The sequence below is a fragment of the Devosia sp. genome (genome assembly GCF_017307495.1).
Classification (GTDB): domain Bacteria; phylum Pseudomonadota; class Alphaproteobacteria; order Rhizobiales; family Devosiaceae; genus Devosia_A.
In genome coordinates, this window is sequence record NZ_JAFKHE010000018.1 from 14,357 (window position 1) to 31,214 (window position 16,858).

At 66.3% G+C, this 16,858-nt stretch carries 17 protein-coding genes; 8 read left to right on the forward strand and 9 right to left on the reverse strand.

The features are described 5' to 3' along the window. Nucleotides 1–6 precede the first annotated feature (6 nt). The 3 genes from J0I99_RS10715 to J0I99_RS10725 are packed head-to-tail and all read right to left on the reverse strand — an operon-like array spanning nucleotide 7 to nucleotide 2,618. Nucleotides 7–1,494, reverse strand: a complete 1,488-nt coding sequence (locus J0I99_RS10715; protein WP_291397537.1) for an O-antigen ligase family protein — start codon at nucleotides 1,492–1,494, stop codon at nucleotides 7–9. Next, complete coding sequence (locus tag J0I99_RS10720) at nucleotides 1,491–2,159, reverse strand: hypothetical protein (protein WP_291397539.1); 669 nt, start codon at nucleotides 2,157–2,159, stop codon at nucleotides 1,491–1,493. The genes J0I99_RS10715 and J0I99_RS10720 overlap by 4 nt, the downstream gene beginning before the upstream one ends. Before the next feature lie 45 nt (nucleotides 2,160–2,204). Beyond that, entirely contained in the window at nucleotides 2,205–2,618 is a 414-nt protein-coding gene (locus tag J0I99_RS10725; RefSeq protein WP_291397540.1) for a hypothetical protein, read from the reverse strand. A 516-nt stretch (nucleotides 2,619–3,134) separates the two neighbouring features. Here J0I99_RS10725 and J0I99_RS10730 point away from each other — a divergent pair. Then, entirely contained in the window at nucleotides 3,135–3,737 is a 603-nt protein-coding gene (locus J0I99_RS10730; RefSeq protein ID WP_291397541.1) for a hypothetical protein, read from the forward strand. A gap of 7 nt (nucleotides 3,738–3,744) precedes the next feature. Here J0I99_RS10730 and J0I99_RS10735 read toward each other — a convergent pair whose 3' ends face one another. Both J0I99_RS10735 and J0I99_RS10740 read right to left on the reverse strand, forming a co-directional pair. Next, nucleotides 3,745–4,287: a transglutaminase-like cysteine peptidase gene (locus J0I99_RS10735; protein ID WP_291397542.1), complete on the reverse strand. Its 543-nt coding sequence runs from the start codon at nucleotides 4,285–4,287 to the stop codon at nucleotides 3,745–3,747. 102 nt (nucleotides 4,288–4,389) lie between these two features. Continuing rightward, the gene (locus J0I99_RS10740; protein WP_291390897.1) at nucleotides 4,390–4,638 is read right to left on the reverse strand and encodes a hypothetical protein; all 249 of its coding nucleotides are present in this window, start codon (nucleotides 4,636–4,638) and stop codon (nucleotides 4,390–4,392) included. A gap of 347 nt (nucleotides 4,639–4,985) precedes the next feature. Here J0I99_RS10740 and J0I99_RS10745 point away from each other — a divergent pair, with 347 nt between their 5' ends. The 6 genes from J0I99_RS10745 (at nucleotide 4,986) to J0I99_RS10770 (ending at nucleotide 11,166) form a co-directional block, all read left to right on the forward strand. Continuing rightward, nucleotides 4,986–6,479, forward strand: coding sequence for an ABC transporter substrate-binding protein (locus tag J0I99_RS10745; RefSeq protein WP_291397543.1), 1,494 nt, complete (start codon nucleotides 4,986–4,988; stop codon nucleotides 6,477–6,479). A gap of 115 nt (nucleotides 6,480–6,594) precedes the next feature. After that, nucleotides 6,595–7,617, forward strand: a complete 1,023-nt coding sequence (locus J0I99_RS10750; protein ID WP_291397545.1) for an ABC transporter permease — start codon at nucleotides 6,595–6,597, stop codon at nucleotides 7,615–7,617. Beyond that, entirely contained in the window at nucleotides 7,614–8,465 is an 852-nt protein-coding gene (locus J0I99_RS10755; RefSeq protein WP_291397546.1) for an ABC transporter permease, read from the forward strand. Before J0I99_RS10750 ends, J0I99_RS10755 begins: the two co-directional genes overlap by 4 nt. Before the next feature lie 337 nt (nucleotides 8,466–8,802). After that, the gene (locus J0I99_RS10760; RefSeq protein ID WP_291397548.1) at nucleotides 8,803–9,612 is read left to right on the forward strand and encodes an ABC transporter ATP-binding protein; all 810 of its coding nucleotides are present in this window, start codon (nucleotides 8,803–8,805) and stop codon (nucleotides 9,610–9,612) included. Further along, nucleotides 9,609–10,355, forward strand: a complete 747-nt coding sequence (locus J0I99_RS10765) for an ABC transporter ATP-binding protein (protein ID WP_291397550.1) — start codon at nucleotides 9,609–9,611, stop codon at nucleotides 10,353–10,355. Before J0I99_RS10760 ends, J0I99_RS10765 begins: the two co-directional genes overlap by 4 nt. Before the next feature lie 16 nt (nucleotides 10,356–10,371). Beyond that, nucleotides 10,372–11,166, forward strand: a complete 795-nt coding sequence (locus J0I99_RS10770) for a DUF1684 domain-containing protein (protein WP_291397551.1) — start codon at nucleotides 10,372–10,374, stop codon at nucleotides 11,164–11,166. Nucleotides 11,167–11,235: 69 nt separating this feature from the next. Here J0I99_RS10770 and J0I99_RS10775 read toward each other — a convergent pair whose 3' ends face one another. From J0I99_RS10775 to J0I99_RS10790, 4 genes are all read right to left on the reverse strand, one after another. Further along, nucleotides 11,236–12,552, reverse strand: coding sequence for an alpha-glucosidase/alpha-galactosidase (locus J0I99_RS10775; protein WP_291397553.1), 1,317 nt, complete (start codon nucleotides 12,550–12,552; stop codon nucleotides 11,236–11,238). A 56-nt stretch (nucleotides 12,553–12,608) separates the two neighbouring features. Continuing rightward, nucleotides 12,609–13,484, reverse strand: a complete 876-nt coding sequence (locus J0I99_RS10780) for a carbohydrate ABC transporter permease (RefSeq protein WP_291397555.1) — start codon at nucleotides 13,482–13,484, stop codon at nucleotides 12,609–12,611. After that, nucleotides 13,481–14,365, reverse strand: coding sequence for a carbohydrate ABC transporter permease (locus J0I99_RS10785; protein ID WP_291397557.1), 885 nt, complete (start codon nucleotides 14,363–14,365; stop codon nucleotides 13,481–13,483). The genes J0I99_RS10780 and J0I99_RS10785 overlap by 4 nt, the downstream gene beginning before the upstream one ends. An 84-nt stretch (nucleotides 14,366–14,449) precedes the next feature. After that, the gene (locus J0I99_RS10790; protein ID WP_291394044.1) at nucleotides 14,450–15,703 is read right to left on the reverse strand and encodes a sugar ABC transporter substrate-binding protein; all 1,254 of its coding nucleotides are present in this window, start codon (nucleotides 15,701–15,703) and stop codon (nucleotides 14,450–14,452) included. A gap of 175 nt (nucleotides 15,704–15,878) precedes the next feature. On the opposite strand from J0I99_RS10790, the gene J0I99_RS10795 reads away from it, so the two are divergent. After that, the gene (locus J0I99_RS10795) at nucleotides 15,879–16,802 is read left to right on the forward strand and encodes a helix-turn-helix domain-containing protein (protein ID WP_291397559.1); all 924 of its coding nucleotides are present in this window, start codon (nucleotides 15,879–15,881) and stop codon (nucleotides 16,800–16,802) included. Nucleotides 16,803–16,858 lie beyond the last annotated feature (56 nt).

Sequence of the window (16,858 nt, forward strand, 5' to 3'; positions counted from 1 at the left end):
GCGATCCTAGGTGAGCGGTGTGTGGGGACGGAGCCCATGGCCCGCAGGCACGATGTTGCGACCGAGCCCTCCAGCGGCGCCGAGGGCCAGGATAACCGTGAACAGGAAGGCATTGGCTTCGATCTCGGCCGAAAAATCGAGCAGGGAATGGATGGCGAAGACGACGATGACGCCGAGGGTTGCGACAGAGACAACGGCGCTCGCGGGATCACGCGCGCCGCGGGCGGTGCGCAGGCCGAGCAGCGCGATGACGACGAGTGGGATCGACCCCGCAACCAGGCCCATCTCGAACCACAGCGCCAGATAGGTTGAATGGCTGTTGTTCCAGACGGACTCCGCCGAGAGCGGAGGCCGCTGGAACGCCTGGAACACAGTGGCGAAACTGCCGGCGCCATAACCCAGCCATGGCCGCTCGAATATGGCGGCCCAGATGAGCCGATGGGCATCGACCCGGCTCTCGTCGACGGTCGGGAGCAGCACGAGGCGCTCGACCAGGGACATTCCGAAGGTGCCGACAACAGCCAGGGCAGTACCGAGCAGAACGAACGCGACGATGAAGCCGACCCGCCCAATGCCGCGGAAGGCCATGGTGCCGAGCACCAGTGCGGTGGCGGCGCCGCCGACTCCCGCAACCGTACCCAGGCGCGAACCGGTGGCGACGAGCGCAGCGCCGATGACGGCCATGCACCCGGCGACCAGCGCCAGTGTCCCGAGCAGGCGACCCAGGGGCAGTTCACGCCGCAGCGCGACCGCTTCCAGCAGGATCGCCGTGCCAAGCGTGAGGCCGACGGCCAGGAATGTCGCGAACGAGTTGCGATTGATGAACGTGGCAGTCGCGTAGCCGCGGTAGATCTGCTTCTCGAAGCCGAGCAGCGTGTCGCCCAGTTGGGTGAGGCTGACGAGGCCGACCACCGCGAACAGCGCGATGATCACCAGGATGCCGAGCAGCATCCGCCGCGCCCGCAACCGGTTGGCCGCAACCTGCGCCGCGAGGAAGAACAGCAGCCCGAAGGTCAAAAACTGGATCAGGACGAGGCGGGAGCTGCCGGGGTCGAGGCTCAGCGTGGCCGGGCTGATTCCCAACGTTTCGACACGGCGGATGACTTGAGGCAGCAGGCCGCCGAGCGGCAAGGTCTGGACGGCGACGTAGGCACACAGAGAAAGCACCAGCGCGACCTCGGACGCGAACACTGCAAGGCCCAGGCGTGGGGGCGCGCGGAGCCGCAGAAGCACCAGGCCATAGGTGAAGGCGAGGCAGCCGATCGCTGTTGACCAGATCATCCAGAAGGCGGGACGATTGCTGCCGAGCGGGATCGGCGCCAGTACAAGCAACGCCATGATGGCGACGGACACAACGGTGTTCAACCGATGCATGGTCGGAGGGACCAGCCGCGGCCCGGACGCAGGCGCCGGCCGCGGCACCATGCGGACCGGCGCCCCATCCTGCGCGATGGGCGGTGCCGGAGTGACGCTGCCCTCGGCCGCGACGCTCACTTGTCGGCCGCCCGCTGGGTGACGAGGGCAAGGAAGGCGCGCTGCCGGTCCGGCGGCGCCAACTCCAGGATGCGCGTGTAGGTGTCGCGCAGGTCGGCGCGCCGGACATAGCGCTGGGCCAGCACCTCGATTCCCATCCGTCCCGTCGCAAGCACGGCAAGATCGTCTTCGTAGACCGCGCGACCTGCGGCATCGACCTGATCGGGGTGCGCCTCCACCAGTTGGGTGCGTCGATCAGCCAACCACTGCAGCTTCGGCGCTGTTCGCTTCGACATGGCGAGAGCCTGGCGCATGGCAGAATAGTCGCGCCGTTCGGCCGCCGTCATGGCGAGCACCAGCCAGGCGCTCGACGTGGTCGGTGCGCTCGCCACGATGCGCCCGGCGTTGTCGCTGCAGTTCAGTAGCAGCCGCCGGCGCGAGGCGGTCGGTTGTGCCAAGGCGTAGATCGCGGACGGTACGTCCAGGCATTCGTCGAGGTAGAGATCCCGCGACCACCTGGAGTCGCCGGGAATGAATGCGCCGGTCACCAGGGCACGAAAGCGTTGTGGAGCCCCGATACCGCCCAAGAAGTACGGCGTGATCTCGGCATAGGCCTCGGCAAGGGAGGCCAGCGCCAGGATGCCGCCGACTACGACAACAGCGATGGCAGTCTGCTTGTTCGCCAATACGCACCGAAGGACTATTGCGCCATGAGACGCGCACAGGAGAGGTCACGCACCGCTAACGCCGAGCGCTCCGGTCTTGATCGTGCCGCCCGCGGCCATCGTGTAGGCGATCTGCATGATCGCGGCGGCCTGCTCGCCGGTCGCGTACTTCGTGCCGATGTCCTCAACGGCCGCGATGACGATCGCCTTGATGTGGGGAGCGACGTCCGCCTGGGCCAGCGCGACGACCAGGGCAGCGATCAGAGCCTCCAGATCGGGACCGGCCACATTGATTTGCTGGAGATACGCGAAGTAGTCGGCCATCACCGCCTTGCAGCCTGCCTCTGTCGCGTCCGCGGCGGTGCAGGCGGCGAGGACCTGATCCTGGGTGACGACCGGAAATTCGATCGGAGCGGCAACGTCGGGAGATGCGGCGTCCTGCGCAAGGGCTGGGACCAGGAGCGCCAGAGGCAATGCCACTGCGACAACTGCGACAATAAATTGCCTAAGCATATCCACCCCCGATCCCAACCATGATCAGGCTAGCTGAGACAAAAGCGGCAGTCAATAACACGTTAACGATCGATTAATCCTGCTTGCGCGGGAACGATCATCTTGCGACCGAAGGATCGACGCACGCCGAAACGCGATCCGAAACTGAACTTATGCCATATCACGTTTCCCACGGAGCATCCTGTCTATTTCGTCCGTAATCACGCCTCAGACACTCGTTTTTTACGAGGCACACGGGGCACGGTCATTACTTTGATCGAACAGGAACAGCGCGGGGACCTCTGAACAGTGCAGCGAAGATGCTTGCGTGGACGGGGCCCGCACGACTGCTCCTCCGCGAGCGGGAGACCTCAGAATGGCTCCGGCGGGCAAGCGCCGACCCTCCGGGCGTCGGCCCCGTTATCCTTACTGAAGGATTACTGACCGGCTCGAACCGGACTGCTGATATCTGGGAGCACCACTTCTGATCGAAAAGGCGTGGAATTGCGCTCGCCCCTCAAATTGCTGTCCCTTGCCGGACTGGTTCTGCTTGTTGCCTGCAACTCTCCGTTCGCGAGCGCGGCCGACCTTGGTTCGAGTCCCGCCGCCATCGCGGATCCGGCGCCTGTCTCGTATCGCGAGGCGCTCTCGCGCTACCTTTCGCTCGAGATGATCCGCGCGACCTTCGACGTGGTGGCGCGCGAGGACCTGGGCCCTGCACTCGAGGACCAGGCGCGCCGCTGGCAGGGAGCCGTGCCGGCCGCCGCAGAGGTTGCCGATATCGACCAGCAACTTCTCGCGGAGGCCAGCTACTACATCGTGTCGCTGAGCTACCTGGTGCAGGTGGGGGGAGCCGTGTTCCCGTCCGACAAGGCGGAGACGGTCTATGCGAACGACACGGTTGCGCGGCTGGAGGACCTGCGTCGCCGGCTGTTCGAGGACGTGGAAGCAGGTAGCGACGTGCTGCCGGTGCTGACCGAACTCGAGCGCATCCGTGCGCTGACCGAGGGGTATGGCAGCATTCCGAAAGGGTTCGGGGTGTTCGAGCAGCATGACCAGCTGCTCGATCAGGTGCTGGCCAAGCAGGCCGAGGGAACCCCGGCCTGAGCTGCGATCAGCTCCAGGACCGCGGATTGGCGCCCGAGATCGAGATGATGCGATAGCCGGTCTGGCTCAGCGGCTTGATGCTGGCTGACAGGTTGTCGAGGACCAGGTCCTTGCCGTTGGTCTTGACCACCAGAATCGCGTGCCCTTCACCCCGGCGCGTCTTGACATAGGCGATGCGCAGCGAACTGGCCGGAATACCGGCCTTGATCAGGGCCTTGCGCTTGGCAAGGACATAGTCCTCGCAATCGCCCGAGGTGGCGTTGGCGTTCCACACATCGGCACCAGCGGCATCGTAGCGCGGCTGGATGGTGCGGTTGACGTGGCTGTTGACGCGCTTGAGCGTCGTCATCACATCCGATGTCAGGTTGACCTTGGCCTTGCCGCCGCCCTGGCATTCCTGCGGCGACTTCAGGCACATCAACTGGTAGCCGAGCGGGGCGTGCGTTCCGGCAGCAGCCGCCGGCATCGAGAGTGCGGCAGTCGACACAACGATGGCGGCAAGCAGCGTCGCTGCGATCCGGATACGGCCCGTCCTGGGTCCAGTGTTCATCTCAAGCTCCTCAAGCGCGCATCCTGCACTTGCGATGAACCATGCCGGAGCCGGTTTGCGGCCCCGTTCAGCGATTGCGTAAAACTTTAGGCAAATTGCGCGTCAGGCCGGCTGCGGCTTGGCCGAGGTTCGAATGACGAGGCTGAGCACCAGGCCGACGTTGAAGGCGACGAGGGTGAGGGCAAGCCAGAGCAAGGTTGCCACAAACGGCGCAGTGGCTGCCACCATGGCGAACACAGTGGTGAGGAACAGCAGGCTGGCGATCACGATCCAGCCCATCAGCGAGTAGTACCCGCCGGCGATCAGTCCCAAACCGGCGGCAAGCATGATCACCAGCACAGTCGCGCCCATCCGATTTCTCCAGAACAGGCAACAGGATGACAGGCGCCGCGTTAACCTGACGTTATCGAAATGTTGCGACTTGCGACGTCCACAGGCGCGGTCGTGCCGCCCCAGGGCCGCAGGTTTGCCACCGGCATGAACGGTTCCTGAACGGAAAACCCGTCGTTGGAACCGGTTTCTCCGCCATGCTGGCCAATGCCAAATCGCATTTCCCGCTTCGCGACGCGCTTGGCAGGATAAGTCTATAGCGGGGATAGGGTATTGGCGCGCGGGGCGCTATCTATCTCTCCCAACGGAGCCAGCGAGCTCCATCGGCGGGGGGTGGTTGCCTCCGGCCCAGCAAGAACGGAGCAAGCATGTCCCTCATCCACCATCGCGCCCTCGTTGCAGCGATCCTGCTCGGCAGCGTTGCCTTCGCGCCGCTGGCCATGGCGCAGGACTACGATGCCAACGCCACGATCCGGATCGGATCGCTGTACGAGCCGCAGAACCTCGACAACACGGCGGGCGCCGGCCAGGGCATCAACGAGGCCTTCAATGGCAACGTCTATGAGGCACTGTTCCAGCTGACGGACGCGGGCACGGTCGTGCCGCAGCTGGTGGAGAGCTACTCGGCCTCCGATGACGGGCTGACCTACACCTTCAAGCTGAAGCCGGGGGTGACCTTCCACTCGGGCGACCCGCTGACCGCCGCCGACGTGAAGTACTCGATCGAGCGCGTCACCGCCGAAACCTCGAAGAGCTCGCGCAAGAAGAGCCTGTCGAGCATCACCGGCATCGAGACGCCGGATGACCAGACGGTGGTGATCACGCTGTCGGCCCGCTCGATCTCCCTGCCCTACAACCTCAGCTACGTCTGGATCGTCAACGACAAGGCGACCGACATCACCGCGACCGAGGACGGCACTGGTCCGTACACCCTGGGCGAATGGCGCCGCGGCTCGGCGCTGGCTCTGGCCCGCTTCGACAAGTACTGGGGCACCGCCCCGACCAACGGCGAAGTGGTCTATACCTACTTCACCGACGCAACGGCGCTGAACAATGCCTTGCTGACCAACGCCGTGGACGTGATCACCTCGGTGCAGAGCCCGGATTCGCTTGCCCAGTTTCAGGGCAACCCGGCCTACACCGTGAGCAACGGCGCCTCGACCACCAAGGAACTGCTGGCCTGGAACGACCGCGTCGCCCCGTTCGACAACGTCAAGGTGCGCAAGGCGCTGGCCCGCGCCACCGACAAGAAGAAGCTGCTGAACGCCATCTGGGGCGACTACGGCACGCTGATCGGCTCGTTCGTGCCGCCGACGGACCCGTGGTATGTCGACCTCACCGGGGTCGATCCCTATGACGTCGAGGGCGCCAAGGCGTTGCTCGCCGAGGCCGGCTACCCCAACGGCTTCGAGTTCACGCTCGATACGCCGGACTACGACCCGCACCCGATCGTCGCGCAGTTCCTGCAGGCCGAGTACGCCAAGGTCGGCGTGAAGGTGAACATCAACATCATCACCGCCAACGAGTGGTACGAGAAGATCTACAAGGCGCACGACTTCCAGGCGACGCTGCAGGAGCACGTCAACCACCGGGACATCGTGTTTTACGGCAACCCCGACTTCTACTGGGGCTACAACAATCCGGACGTGGTCAAGCTGATCGCCGACGCCGAGAGCGCGACGAGCGAGGCCGACCAGGTGGCCAAGCTGACCGAAGCCAACAAGCTGATCGCCGAGGATGCCGCCAGCAACTGGCTCTACCTCTATCCGCAGATCGTGGTCTCGGCGGCGAACGTGACGGGCTACCCGGTCAACGGGCTCAACTCGCAGTTCTTCGCCTACGGGATCAAGAAGGCGAAGTAAGCTGCCGGGCGGCAGCAATGCCGCCCTCCCCGCCTGATTGAGATCGAACTCGGTGTCATCCCCGCGAAAGCGGGGATCTCTGTCTTGCCTCGGTAGCGCAAACGGAGATTCCCGCTTGCGCGGGAATGACCCGATGGGTGGGGCGCGCTATGTTGCCCTCCCCTATCCAAGGACCACACACATTCTCGCCTATCTCCTTCGACGCCTTGCGATCCTGATCCTGTCGCTGTTCATCGCGGCGGTGATCCTGTTCGTGCTGCTCAGGCTGTTGCCGGGCGATCCGGCCAATGCGCTGCTGGGGGTCGGGGCGACCGAGGCGCAGATCGCGGCGGCGCGGGCGCAGGTGGGGTCGGACCAGCCGCTGGTGGTGCAGTTCCTGGCCTTCATCGGCAATCTGGCCCGGTTCGACCTGGGGCAGTCGTTCGTCAGCAAGGCCGGGGTGCTCGCCGAGATCGGCAACCGGATGAGCGTGACGGCACCGCTGACCCTGCTCGGCTTCGTGGTTGCGATCGCGATCGCGCTGCCGCTGGGGATCGTCGCGGGCGTGCGGGGCGACAGATGGTATGGGGCGGCGATCTCGGTGGTCAGCCAGCTCGGAATTGCGATCCCGGTGTTCTGGCTGGGCATCCTGATCGTCACGATATTTGCCATCAATCTCAAGCTTTTCCCCTCCGGCGGCTTTCCGCTCAAGGGCTGGGCGAATTTCGGCGAGGCGGCCGTGGCCATGGTGCTGCCGGTGCTGACCGTGGCGCTGGTGATCGCGGCGTCGCTGCTGCGCTACGTGCGCTCGGCGACGCAGGACGTGATCGGCAGCGACAGCATCCGCACGGCGCGGGCGCTGGGATCGAGTTTCCCCGAGGCGCTGGTGCGGCACGGGCTGAGGAACGGCGCGGTGCCGGTAATCTCGATCCTCGGCATCGAGCTGGCGACGACCTTCCTCGGCGCCGTGGTGGTTGAGAAGGTCTATGCGCTGCCGGGGCTTGGCTCGATGCTGCTGCTCGCCATCCAGCAGCGCGACTATCCCAACGTACAGGGCGTGCTGTTCATATCGACGCTGCTGGTACTGCTGATCGGCTTCGCGGCGGACCTGCTGCAACGGCTGGTCGACCCGCGCCTGCGGGGGCGCAGTTCGACATGACGGCGCTCCAGCAGACCCTCCTGCCGCGCCGTCGCATCGTCTCGGCCAGCCTGACGGCGGGCGCGATTCTTGTCGGGCTGCATGTACTTGTCGCCCTCCTGAGCCTGGTGTGGCTGCCCCATGACCCGACCGGAATGACCGGGGGCCGGCTGGCGCCGCCGTCCTGGGAGCACTGGGCCGGGACCGACCGGCTGGGGCGGGACTTCTTCACGCAGATCATGATCGGGTCGCGGATCGCGCTGACGGTGGGCATCGGGGCGGTGGCGATCGGCGCGGCGATCGGGGTCACGCTGGGCACGCTGGCGGCGTTCGCGACCAGGCTGCTGGATGATGCGCTGGCCGCAACCCTCGATATTCTCATCGCTTTTCCCACCCTGCTGATCGCCATGCTGGTGGTGGCGGCGAGCGATACGGCGAGCCTCGGGACCGCGATCCTGGCGCTGGGGATCGCGCTGTCGGCGATCGTGGCGCGACTGACGCGCATCCTCGTCAAGCGGGTGCTGCTGATGGACTACATCACCGCCGCATACACGTCTGGAACTCCCTGGTATGGCGTGGTCATCTTCCATGTCCTGCCCAACGTCTGGCCGACATTGTCCGTGAACTTTGCCCTGCAGTTCGGCCTCGCCGTGATCGCGGAGGCGTCGCTCAGCTATCTCGGGCTCGGCGCGCCGCCCCCGAACGCCTCGTGGGGGCGTCTGCTGCAGGAGGCGCAGGGGACGGTGTACACGGCGCCGATCGGGGCGATCGCGCCGGGCCTTGCGCTGGTGTCGCTGGTGATCGGGGTGAACCTCTTGGCCGACGGGCTGCGCGACATTGCCGACCCGACGCGGAAGGGCGGGCGATGAGCGCTTCGGTCCACATCGGGGTTGTCATCGCCCCCTCGCTCGTCGCTTCGCTCCGATCGGGCAGGCTTCGTCTGCCGACCCCTCATCCGGCGCTTCGCGCCACCTTCTCCCTCAAGGGGAGAAGGAAGACCGGTGCAGGTTGGCGGCGCCGGCCGGATCCATTGGCCGGAACCCGGGTTATTGTCTCACGCGGTGTCATCCCTGCGAAAGCAGGGACCCAAGTGACGGCTGGCGCCGGCTGCGAGATGGATCCCGGCTTTCGCCGGGATGACACCGAGGGTGTGGACGGGACTGCGGCTCTGCTCTGCAGGATCGACAGCTGGTGGGGGTGGCAAACGTGACGGCCATCCTCAAGATACAGAACCTCAACCTCTCCGCTGCCGGCATCCCGCTGGTGAACGAACTTTCCCTGACCATCGCGCCGGGCGAGCGGGTGGGGCTGATCGGGGAGTCCGGGTCGGGCAAGTCGCTGACGGCGATGGCGGCGACAGGGTTGCTGTCGCGTGCGATCACGGCGCGGGGATCGGTGGTGCTGGGTGGGCAGCAGGTGATCGGGGCACCGGACCGCGTGCTGAACGGATTGCGCGGGACCGTGGCGGCCTTCGTGTTCCAGGAGCCGCTCACGGCGCTCGACCCGCTCATGCGGGTGGGCCGGCAGGTGGCCGAGCCGTTGCGACGCCGGTGGCGGCGCGATGGCCGGGACATCGGCGGACGCGAGCTCGATCGGGCCGTGACCGAACTGCTGGAACAGGTGGCGTTGCCACAGCCGGAGCGCATCGCGCAGGCCTATCCGCACGAGATCTCGGGCGGACAGCGACAGCGCGTGGCCATCGCCATGGCGCTGGCGTGCCGGCCGCAGCTGCTGATCGCGGACGAGCCGACGACGGCGCTCGACGTCACGACGCAGGCCGAGATCATCAGGCTGCTGGACGGGCTGGTGCGGGAGCGGAACATGGCGCTGCTGTTCATCAGCCACGACCTGCCAGTGGTGGCCGGGATCGTCGATCGCGTGCTGGTGCTGCGCAAGGGCCTGGTGGTGGAGCAAGGGCGGGTGGGCGCCGTGTTCGCATCGCCGCAGCACGAGTACACGCAGGCGCTGGTGGCGGCGGCGCGGACGCTGGACACCGCACTGGGAGGCGCCGCATGAGCCTCGTCAGTGTCGACCATGTCGGGTTCAGCTATGCGCGTGGGCGAAAAGTGCTGGACGGGGTGTCGCTCGCGATCCGGGAGGGCGCCAGCGTCGGGCTGGTCGGCGAGTCCGGATCGGGCAAGACCACCCTGCTCCGCCTGCTGCTCGGCCTGCAGCGGCCGGATGCCGGGCGCATCAGCTTCGATGGCGCGCCGCTCGAAACGCGCAGCGCGCGCTTCATGCGCGGGTACCGGCGGCAGGTGCAGGCCGTGTTCCAGGACCCGTACTCGTCGCTCGACCCGCGACAGAACGTGCTGGGCATCGTGTCCGAACCGCTGCGCTGGCTGGGCGTTGCCGGGGATCGGCACGAACTGGTGCAGGCGGCGCTCGAGGCGGTCGGCCTCGAACGCGACATCCTCAAGCGCTATCCGCACGAGTTTTCCGGCGGCCAGCGCCAGCGCATCGCCATTGCACGCGCCATTGTCGCCAAGCCGCGGCTGCTGCTGGCGGACGAGGCGGTGAGCGCGCTGGACCTTTCCACCCGCATCCGCATCGTCGAGCTGCTGAAGCAGCTGGCGGCACAGATGACGCTGGTGTTCGTGTCGCACGACCTCGGCGTGGTGGCGGCACTGTGCGAGGAGATCGTGATCCTCGAGCGCGGCCGGATCGTCGAGGCCGGGCCGACGCGACAGATTCTCGACGCCCCCCAGCATCCCTACACGCGGACGCTGCTTGCCAGCGTGCCGCGCATGCCTGCCTGAGCCAAAGGACGACCCCATGACCACCCAAGCCAACTACCCCGCCGAACTCGAGGCCTGGAAAGAGCGCCGGATGCGCAATCTCAAGGCGCCGAACGGCTGGCTCAACATCATCGGCCGCTACTGGCTCGAGCAGGGTTCGGTGACGGTCGGCAGCGCGTCGGACAACGATATCGTGCTGGCGGCCGGCCCGGCGCATGTGGGAACGATCACCGAGGACGAGACGGGCGTGACCTTTGCGCCGGCCGACGGCGGCACGCCGCTGCGCCTGCAGCTGAACAAGCAGAGGCCACCGCAGTTCGACGTGGGATCGCTCCTGCTCGAGGTGACGACGATGAACGGGGAGAACGCCCTGCGGGTCCGCGACAAGGAGTCGAAGGGGCCGGCGGCGTTCCCGGGGATCGAGTACTTCCCGATCCGGCCCGAGTGGCGGATCGTGGCGGACTGGGTGCCGTTCGAGCAGGAGCTGACGGTCAACACCTCGCACAACATCCCCACCGACGTGGTGGCGACGCACAAGGCGGTGTTCACGCACGACGGCAAGAGCTACGAGCTGATCGCGACGCACGGCACGCCCGAAGCGCCGCAGTTCGTGATCCGCGACCTCACCTCGCGCGACAGCACCTACGGAGCGTGCCGCTTCGTCTATGGCGAGGACGTGACCGAGACCTCGATCGTGCTCGACTTCAACAAGGCCATCAACCCGCCCTGCGCCTTCACCGAGCACGCCGTGTGCCCCCTGCCCCCGGCGCAAAACGTCCTGCCGTTCCGCATCGAGGCGGGTGAGAAGCGCGTGGACATGCCGCTCGCCTGAAACCGGGCGTCCCGCCGACGCGGCGGGACGGCCGATCGATCGAGGGCGGGCGTGGATGGCCGGCTGGCCCTACCGGTAGGCCGGCAGCCAGTTCCCGTGCGCTTCGATCAGGCGGTCGACGAGACTCCAGATCTCGTCGAGCGACAGTTCGGCCGCGGTGTGCGGATCCAGCATGGCAGCGTGGTAGATGTGCTCGCGCTTGCCGGTCACGGCCGCGGCGACGGTCTGGCGCTGGACGTTGATCGATAGCTGCATGATGGAGGCCAGGTGATCGGGGATGCGCCCGATGCGGGTCGGCTGGATGCCGTTGCGATCGACGTGGCAGGGCACCTCGACCACCGCATCGTCGGGCAGGTTCTCGATCAGGCCGCGATTGGGGACGTTGCCATAGATCAGGCCGTTCTCGCCGGTGGTCAGCGAGCGGATGATGCCGGCGGCGTACTCGTTGGACTGCTCGACCTCGAGCGGCGCGTCGCCCTCGAGGTCGCGGCGCAGCTGGTGCCATTCGGCGATCTGGTCCTCGCAGCGATAGAGGTATTCGCCGAGGCGGAGGTTGTACTTGTCCAGCAGATCCTGGCGGCCGCGCTTGATGAACCAGGAATTGTACTCGGAGAGATGCACGCTCGACTCCGTGACGAAGTGGCCGACGCGCTTGAGCAGGTCGAAGCGCACGCGGTCGTCGTCCGGGATGGGGCCGTGCTCGGCGATGGCCTTGAGGCGGGGATATAGGTCCTCGAACGCGCCGTCGGGCCGCACCTTGCCGAACTTCAGATAGAAGGCGACGTGGTTGATGCCGGCGCACAGATAGCTGAGGTCGGCCGGGTCCTCGCCCAGCAGCCCGGCCAGTTGATGCGAGGTCTCCTGCACCGAATGGCACAGGCCGACGGTCTTGATGTGCGGGAACTTGTCCTTGATGGCCCAGCAGTTGATCGCCATCGGGTTGACGTACTGCAGCAGCGTGGCGTCCGGGCATACCTGCTCCATGTCGCGGCAGATGTCGAACAGCACGGGGATGGTGCGCAGGCCGCGGAAGATGCCGCCGATGCCGAGCGTGTCGCCGATGGTCTGGTTGAGCCCGAAACTGTCGGGCACTTCGAAATCGGTGACGGTGGCCGGCTTGTAGCCGCCGACCTGCATCATGAGGATGACGAAATCGGCGTCGCGCAGCGCCTCGCGGCGATTGGCCGTCGCCTCGACCTTGAGGCTCGTGAGCCCAAGCGCCTGGCCGATGCGGTTGGCGACGACGACCGAGGTCGAGAGCCGGGTCTCGTCGATGTCGTGCAGGCTGATAGTCGCATTCTGCAGGGCCGGATTGGAGAGCACGTCGCCGAGGATCGACTGGGCGAAGACGGTGCTGCCGGCGCCGATGAGACAAATCTTGAGCATGCGATATTCCTTCATCGCGAGGATGCCGAGGGGGTGGTTGGTTCGGGTGTCGGGGGCTACTTGATGCCGGTCGCGGCGAACCCCTGGATGAACTGCTTCTGGGCGAAGAAGAACGCCACGATGATCGGGGCGATCGAGATGATCACCGCCGCCATCATCAGCGCCCATTGCGCGCGATAGAGCCGCTGGAACAGCGCCAGGCCCACGGGCAGCGTGGTCTTTTCGAGGTCCGACGGCAGGTAGATCAGGGCGCTGAACAGGTCGTTCCACGAGTTCATGAAGGCGAAGATGGCGAGTGCGGCGAGCGCCGGCTTCGCCAGCGGCAGGTAGATCGACCAGTAGATGCGGAACAGGCTCGCGCCATCGAGCCGGGCCGCTTCGAGCAGTTCTATCGGGATGGTGCGGAAGTACTGGCGCAGGAGGAACACCCCGAAGGCGCCACCGAGGAAGCTGGGCAGATAGAGCGGCACGTCGGTGCCATAGAGGCCGAAGGTCCTGAAGATGATGAACTGCGGGATGACCGTCATCTGGTAGGGCACCATCAGCGTCGCGAGCAGCAGCACGAACAGCAGGTCTCGCCCCCTGAAGCGCACGATCGCAAAGACAAAGGCGCCCATCGAGCAGGTGACCACCTGGCCGATGGTGGAGAGCGTCGCGATGCGGAACGAGTTCCAGACCAGGTGCTGGAACTCCATCAGCTCCCAGGCCCGGCCGAAATTCTCGAAGGTGACCTGGCGCGGGATCAGGTCGCGGGTGAACTGGTCGGCGGCCGGCTTCAGCGCCGTCGACACCATCCAGACGAACGGCGCGACCATCAGCACGCCGCCCACGATCAGCACGAGGTAAAACCAGATGTTCTCGCGCAGGTGCCGGGCGAGGAACGCGGTGGTCGGCAGTTCGGTGGCCGGGGCGGAAGCGGTGACGACGCTCATCCGTGTTGTCCCCAGCGCTTGTTGAGCCGCGAATAGACCAGCGTCAGGCCGAGCACGATCACCGCCAGCACCACGGACTGGGCCGAGGCATTGCCCATGCGGAAGTAGTTGAAGCCCTCGCGGTAGATGTTGAACACCAGCATAGGCAGGCTGGAGCCGCCATTGCCGGTCTGGGTCAGGATGTAGACGTAGTCGAAGGCCTGGAAGGCGTGGATGGTGCTCAGCACGGCCTGGAAGAAGATCGAGGGCAGCAGCATCGGCACGGTGACGGCGAGGAACTGCTGGAAGCGCGATGCGCCATCGATGGTCGCGGCTTCGTAGACGTCGCGCGGGATCGCCTGCAGCCCGCCGAGGAAGATGATCATCCCCTCGCCGATGGCGCCCCAGACATTGACGATCACCACCGAGTAGAGCGCCATGTCGGAGCCGAGCCAGTGCACCGGCTCGCCCCCGAAGGTGGTGACGATGGCGTTCAGCACGCCCTTGTCCCTGGAATAGATCCAGGTCCAGACAAGGCCGACGGCTGTCGGCGAGGTGACGACGGGGATGAAGTAGATCAGCCGGAACAGCCCAACGGCGCGGATGCGCTGGTTGAGCAGGACCGCCACCACCAGCGAGATCGAGAGCGTGGCGGGCACGTACATGGCGGAAAACAGCGCGGTGTTGCCGAGCGCCTTGAGGAAGCTGCGGTTCTCGGGCAGCGCCAGGTAGTTGTCGAAGCCGACCCAGCGGGCCGGGCTCAACAGGTCCCACTGGAACAGGCTGATGCCGATGGTCGCGGCGATCGAGCCGAACGCGCCGAGCGCCAGGCCGAGCAAGGTCGGCAGCAGCAGCACGATGACCCAGAAGCGCTCCGCCCCACGTACTCCGACCCCAGACATCTCGCTGCTGCCCCCTCGCCCGCTATGGCCCAAGCCTGAGACCAGCCCGGGCGGCCGGCAAGGTCGCCCGGGGTCCCCAGGAGGTTACTGGTTGCCGGCCAGCGCCGCGTCGGCGTTCGGCACGATCTCGGCCAGCGCGTCTTCGATGGTCATTTCGCCGTTCCAGACCAGCGCCAGTGTGTCGCCGACGGCCGCCGACCATTCCTCGTAGCCGCGGAAGCTCGGCTTGGTGTGGGCGTAGGCCAGAGCATCGAGGAACACCTTGTGGTTGCCGCGCGCCTTCTGCTCGAGGAAGACGGGGCTGTTGGCGACCTTGTCGATCACCGGAATGGCGAAGCCGAGCTCGGTGAGTTTCGATTGCCCCTTCTCGCTGATGACAAACTGCACGAACTTCCACGCCGCATCCGGATTGGGGGTCGAGGCGCTGACGACAATGCCGGCGCTGTTGACCAGCGTGGCGCGGCCGGCCGGACCCTTGGGGAACGGAGCGACGTCCCAGTCGAAGGCCAGATCGGAATAGGCCGGGACCACCCAGTGCCCCGAGAAGGTCATCGCCGCCACGCCCGCGAGGAAGCCATCGCTGCCGTAGCTCTCGAGGTCTTCCTGGCTCATCACCGAGCCGTCGTTGAGGCGGAAGTCGGCGAGGAACTTCCAGGCCTCGGCAGCGGCGGCATCGCCGAGCGTGGTCTTCTTGTGGTCCTCGCTGATCGGGGCGCCGCCGTAGCTGTAGAGCACCGGGCCCCACATCGGCTCCATGTCCCACAACTCCGTGCCGAGCCCCCACTGGTCGGTCTGGCCGTCGCCGTCCTTGTCGATGGTCAGCTTCTTGGCCGCGGCGCGCAGGTCGTCGAGTGTCCAGCTGTCGTCGGGGTATGCGACCCCGGCGGCATCGAACATCGCCTTGTTGTAGAACAGCACGATGGTCTGGAAGTCCCGCGGCAGGCCGAAGGTGCCGGCGCTCAGCTGATAGGCCGAGAGCGGGCCGGGATAGACGCCATCGAGCGTCTCGGGGGCGGCGGCGAGGTAGGGCGACAGATCGAGCAGGCTGCCGCGCGACTGCCAGTCCGGATAGAGCGGCGCATCCATGGCGAACACATCGGGCGGGTTGCCGCCGACGGTGGTGACCCGCAGCTTGTCCCAGTAGCTGTCCCAGTCGGAAACCTCGACCTTCACCTTGATGTCGGGGTTGGCGGCCTCGAACTCGCCGACAATCGCCTCCCACACGGCAATTTCCGGCGGGTCGCCCCACATCATGTAGGTCAGGTTCGTCTGTGCAATGCCCGCCGTGGCCGACAGTGCGAGCGCGCTGAAAGCGGCGGCCGAAAACAGTGCCTTCAAGGTCCTACCCTCCATTGGTCCCCAGAGTGCCGGAAAGCGCTTTCCCTCTCCGCTGTCCGGCCGTAGTGGCACTGTCCGGCAAAGCGCGCGCGTAATCTTCCGAAATTCTGGTGTTATTCTTCCGGAAAAGTAGCGATTGTGACAGTTGTCGTTGCCGGGCGCAGGAGGGGATGCCATGCCGAACGCACTGCGTACCACGCCCGCCGACGTGCCGATGTCCGACAACAACGAAGAAATCCTGCGGCACCAGTTCTGCGTCGAGACGCATCTCGCCGACGCCATGCCCGAGAGCCATTGGCACGACCATGTCGAGCTCAACTACCTGTGGTCGGGCCAGCTCACCTACCTGATCAACGGCAGGCGGCTGGTGCTCAATGCCGGTGAACTGGCGATCTTCTGGGCGGCCACGCCGCACCAGGTGGTGGCGGTCGAGGAACGGCAGCGGCTCAGTTGCGCCTACATGCCGCTGTCATTCTTCCTCAGCCTGCCGCTCCAGCCGGGGTTCCGCCAGGCGATCCTCGATGGCGAGGTGTTCTACAGCCTCGAGCAGGACGATGGCGACAGGCACATGTTCGCGCGCTGGACCCGCGAGTGGCAGGATGCCGATACGCCGCAGCGGCACATCCTCGAGGAGGAGGTTCGGCTCCGGGTACGGCGCCTGTCATGGTCGCAATCGATCGCGCGGGCCGGCGGCCGCCCCCCTGCCCCGGCGATGTCGCCCACCGGCCACCGCGCCGTGGCGATGGCCGAGCGGATGACGCGCTTCATCCACGACCACCTCGATACGCCGGTCAGCGTGCGCGACGTGGTCGCTGCGTCCGGGCTGCATGCCACCAATGCCGGGGCGGCGTTCCAGAAGGTGCTGGGCATGTCGATCGGCGAGTACATTCGCCGGCACCGGCTGCAGCACGCCATGCGGCTGCTGGTCGATACCGACATGGAGATCGCCGAGGTGGCGTTCGAATGCGGCTACACCTCGCTGGCCCGGCTGTACGACGCGTTCCAGAAGCGGCTGGGCAAGACGCCGCGGCGCTATCGGCTGGAGTTCCAGCAGGGCCGCGGCGCGTTGCGACGGGAGCCGGCCCGGGTGGCCGGCTGACGTCATTTCGCTACAGGCCAGCCGGCCTGCACTCCCGCCGGTCTTCCGGCGGGACG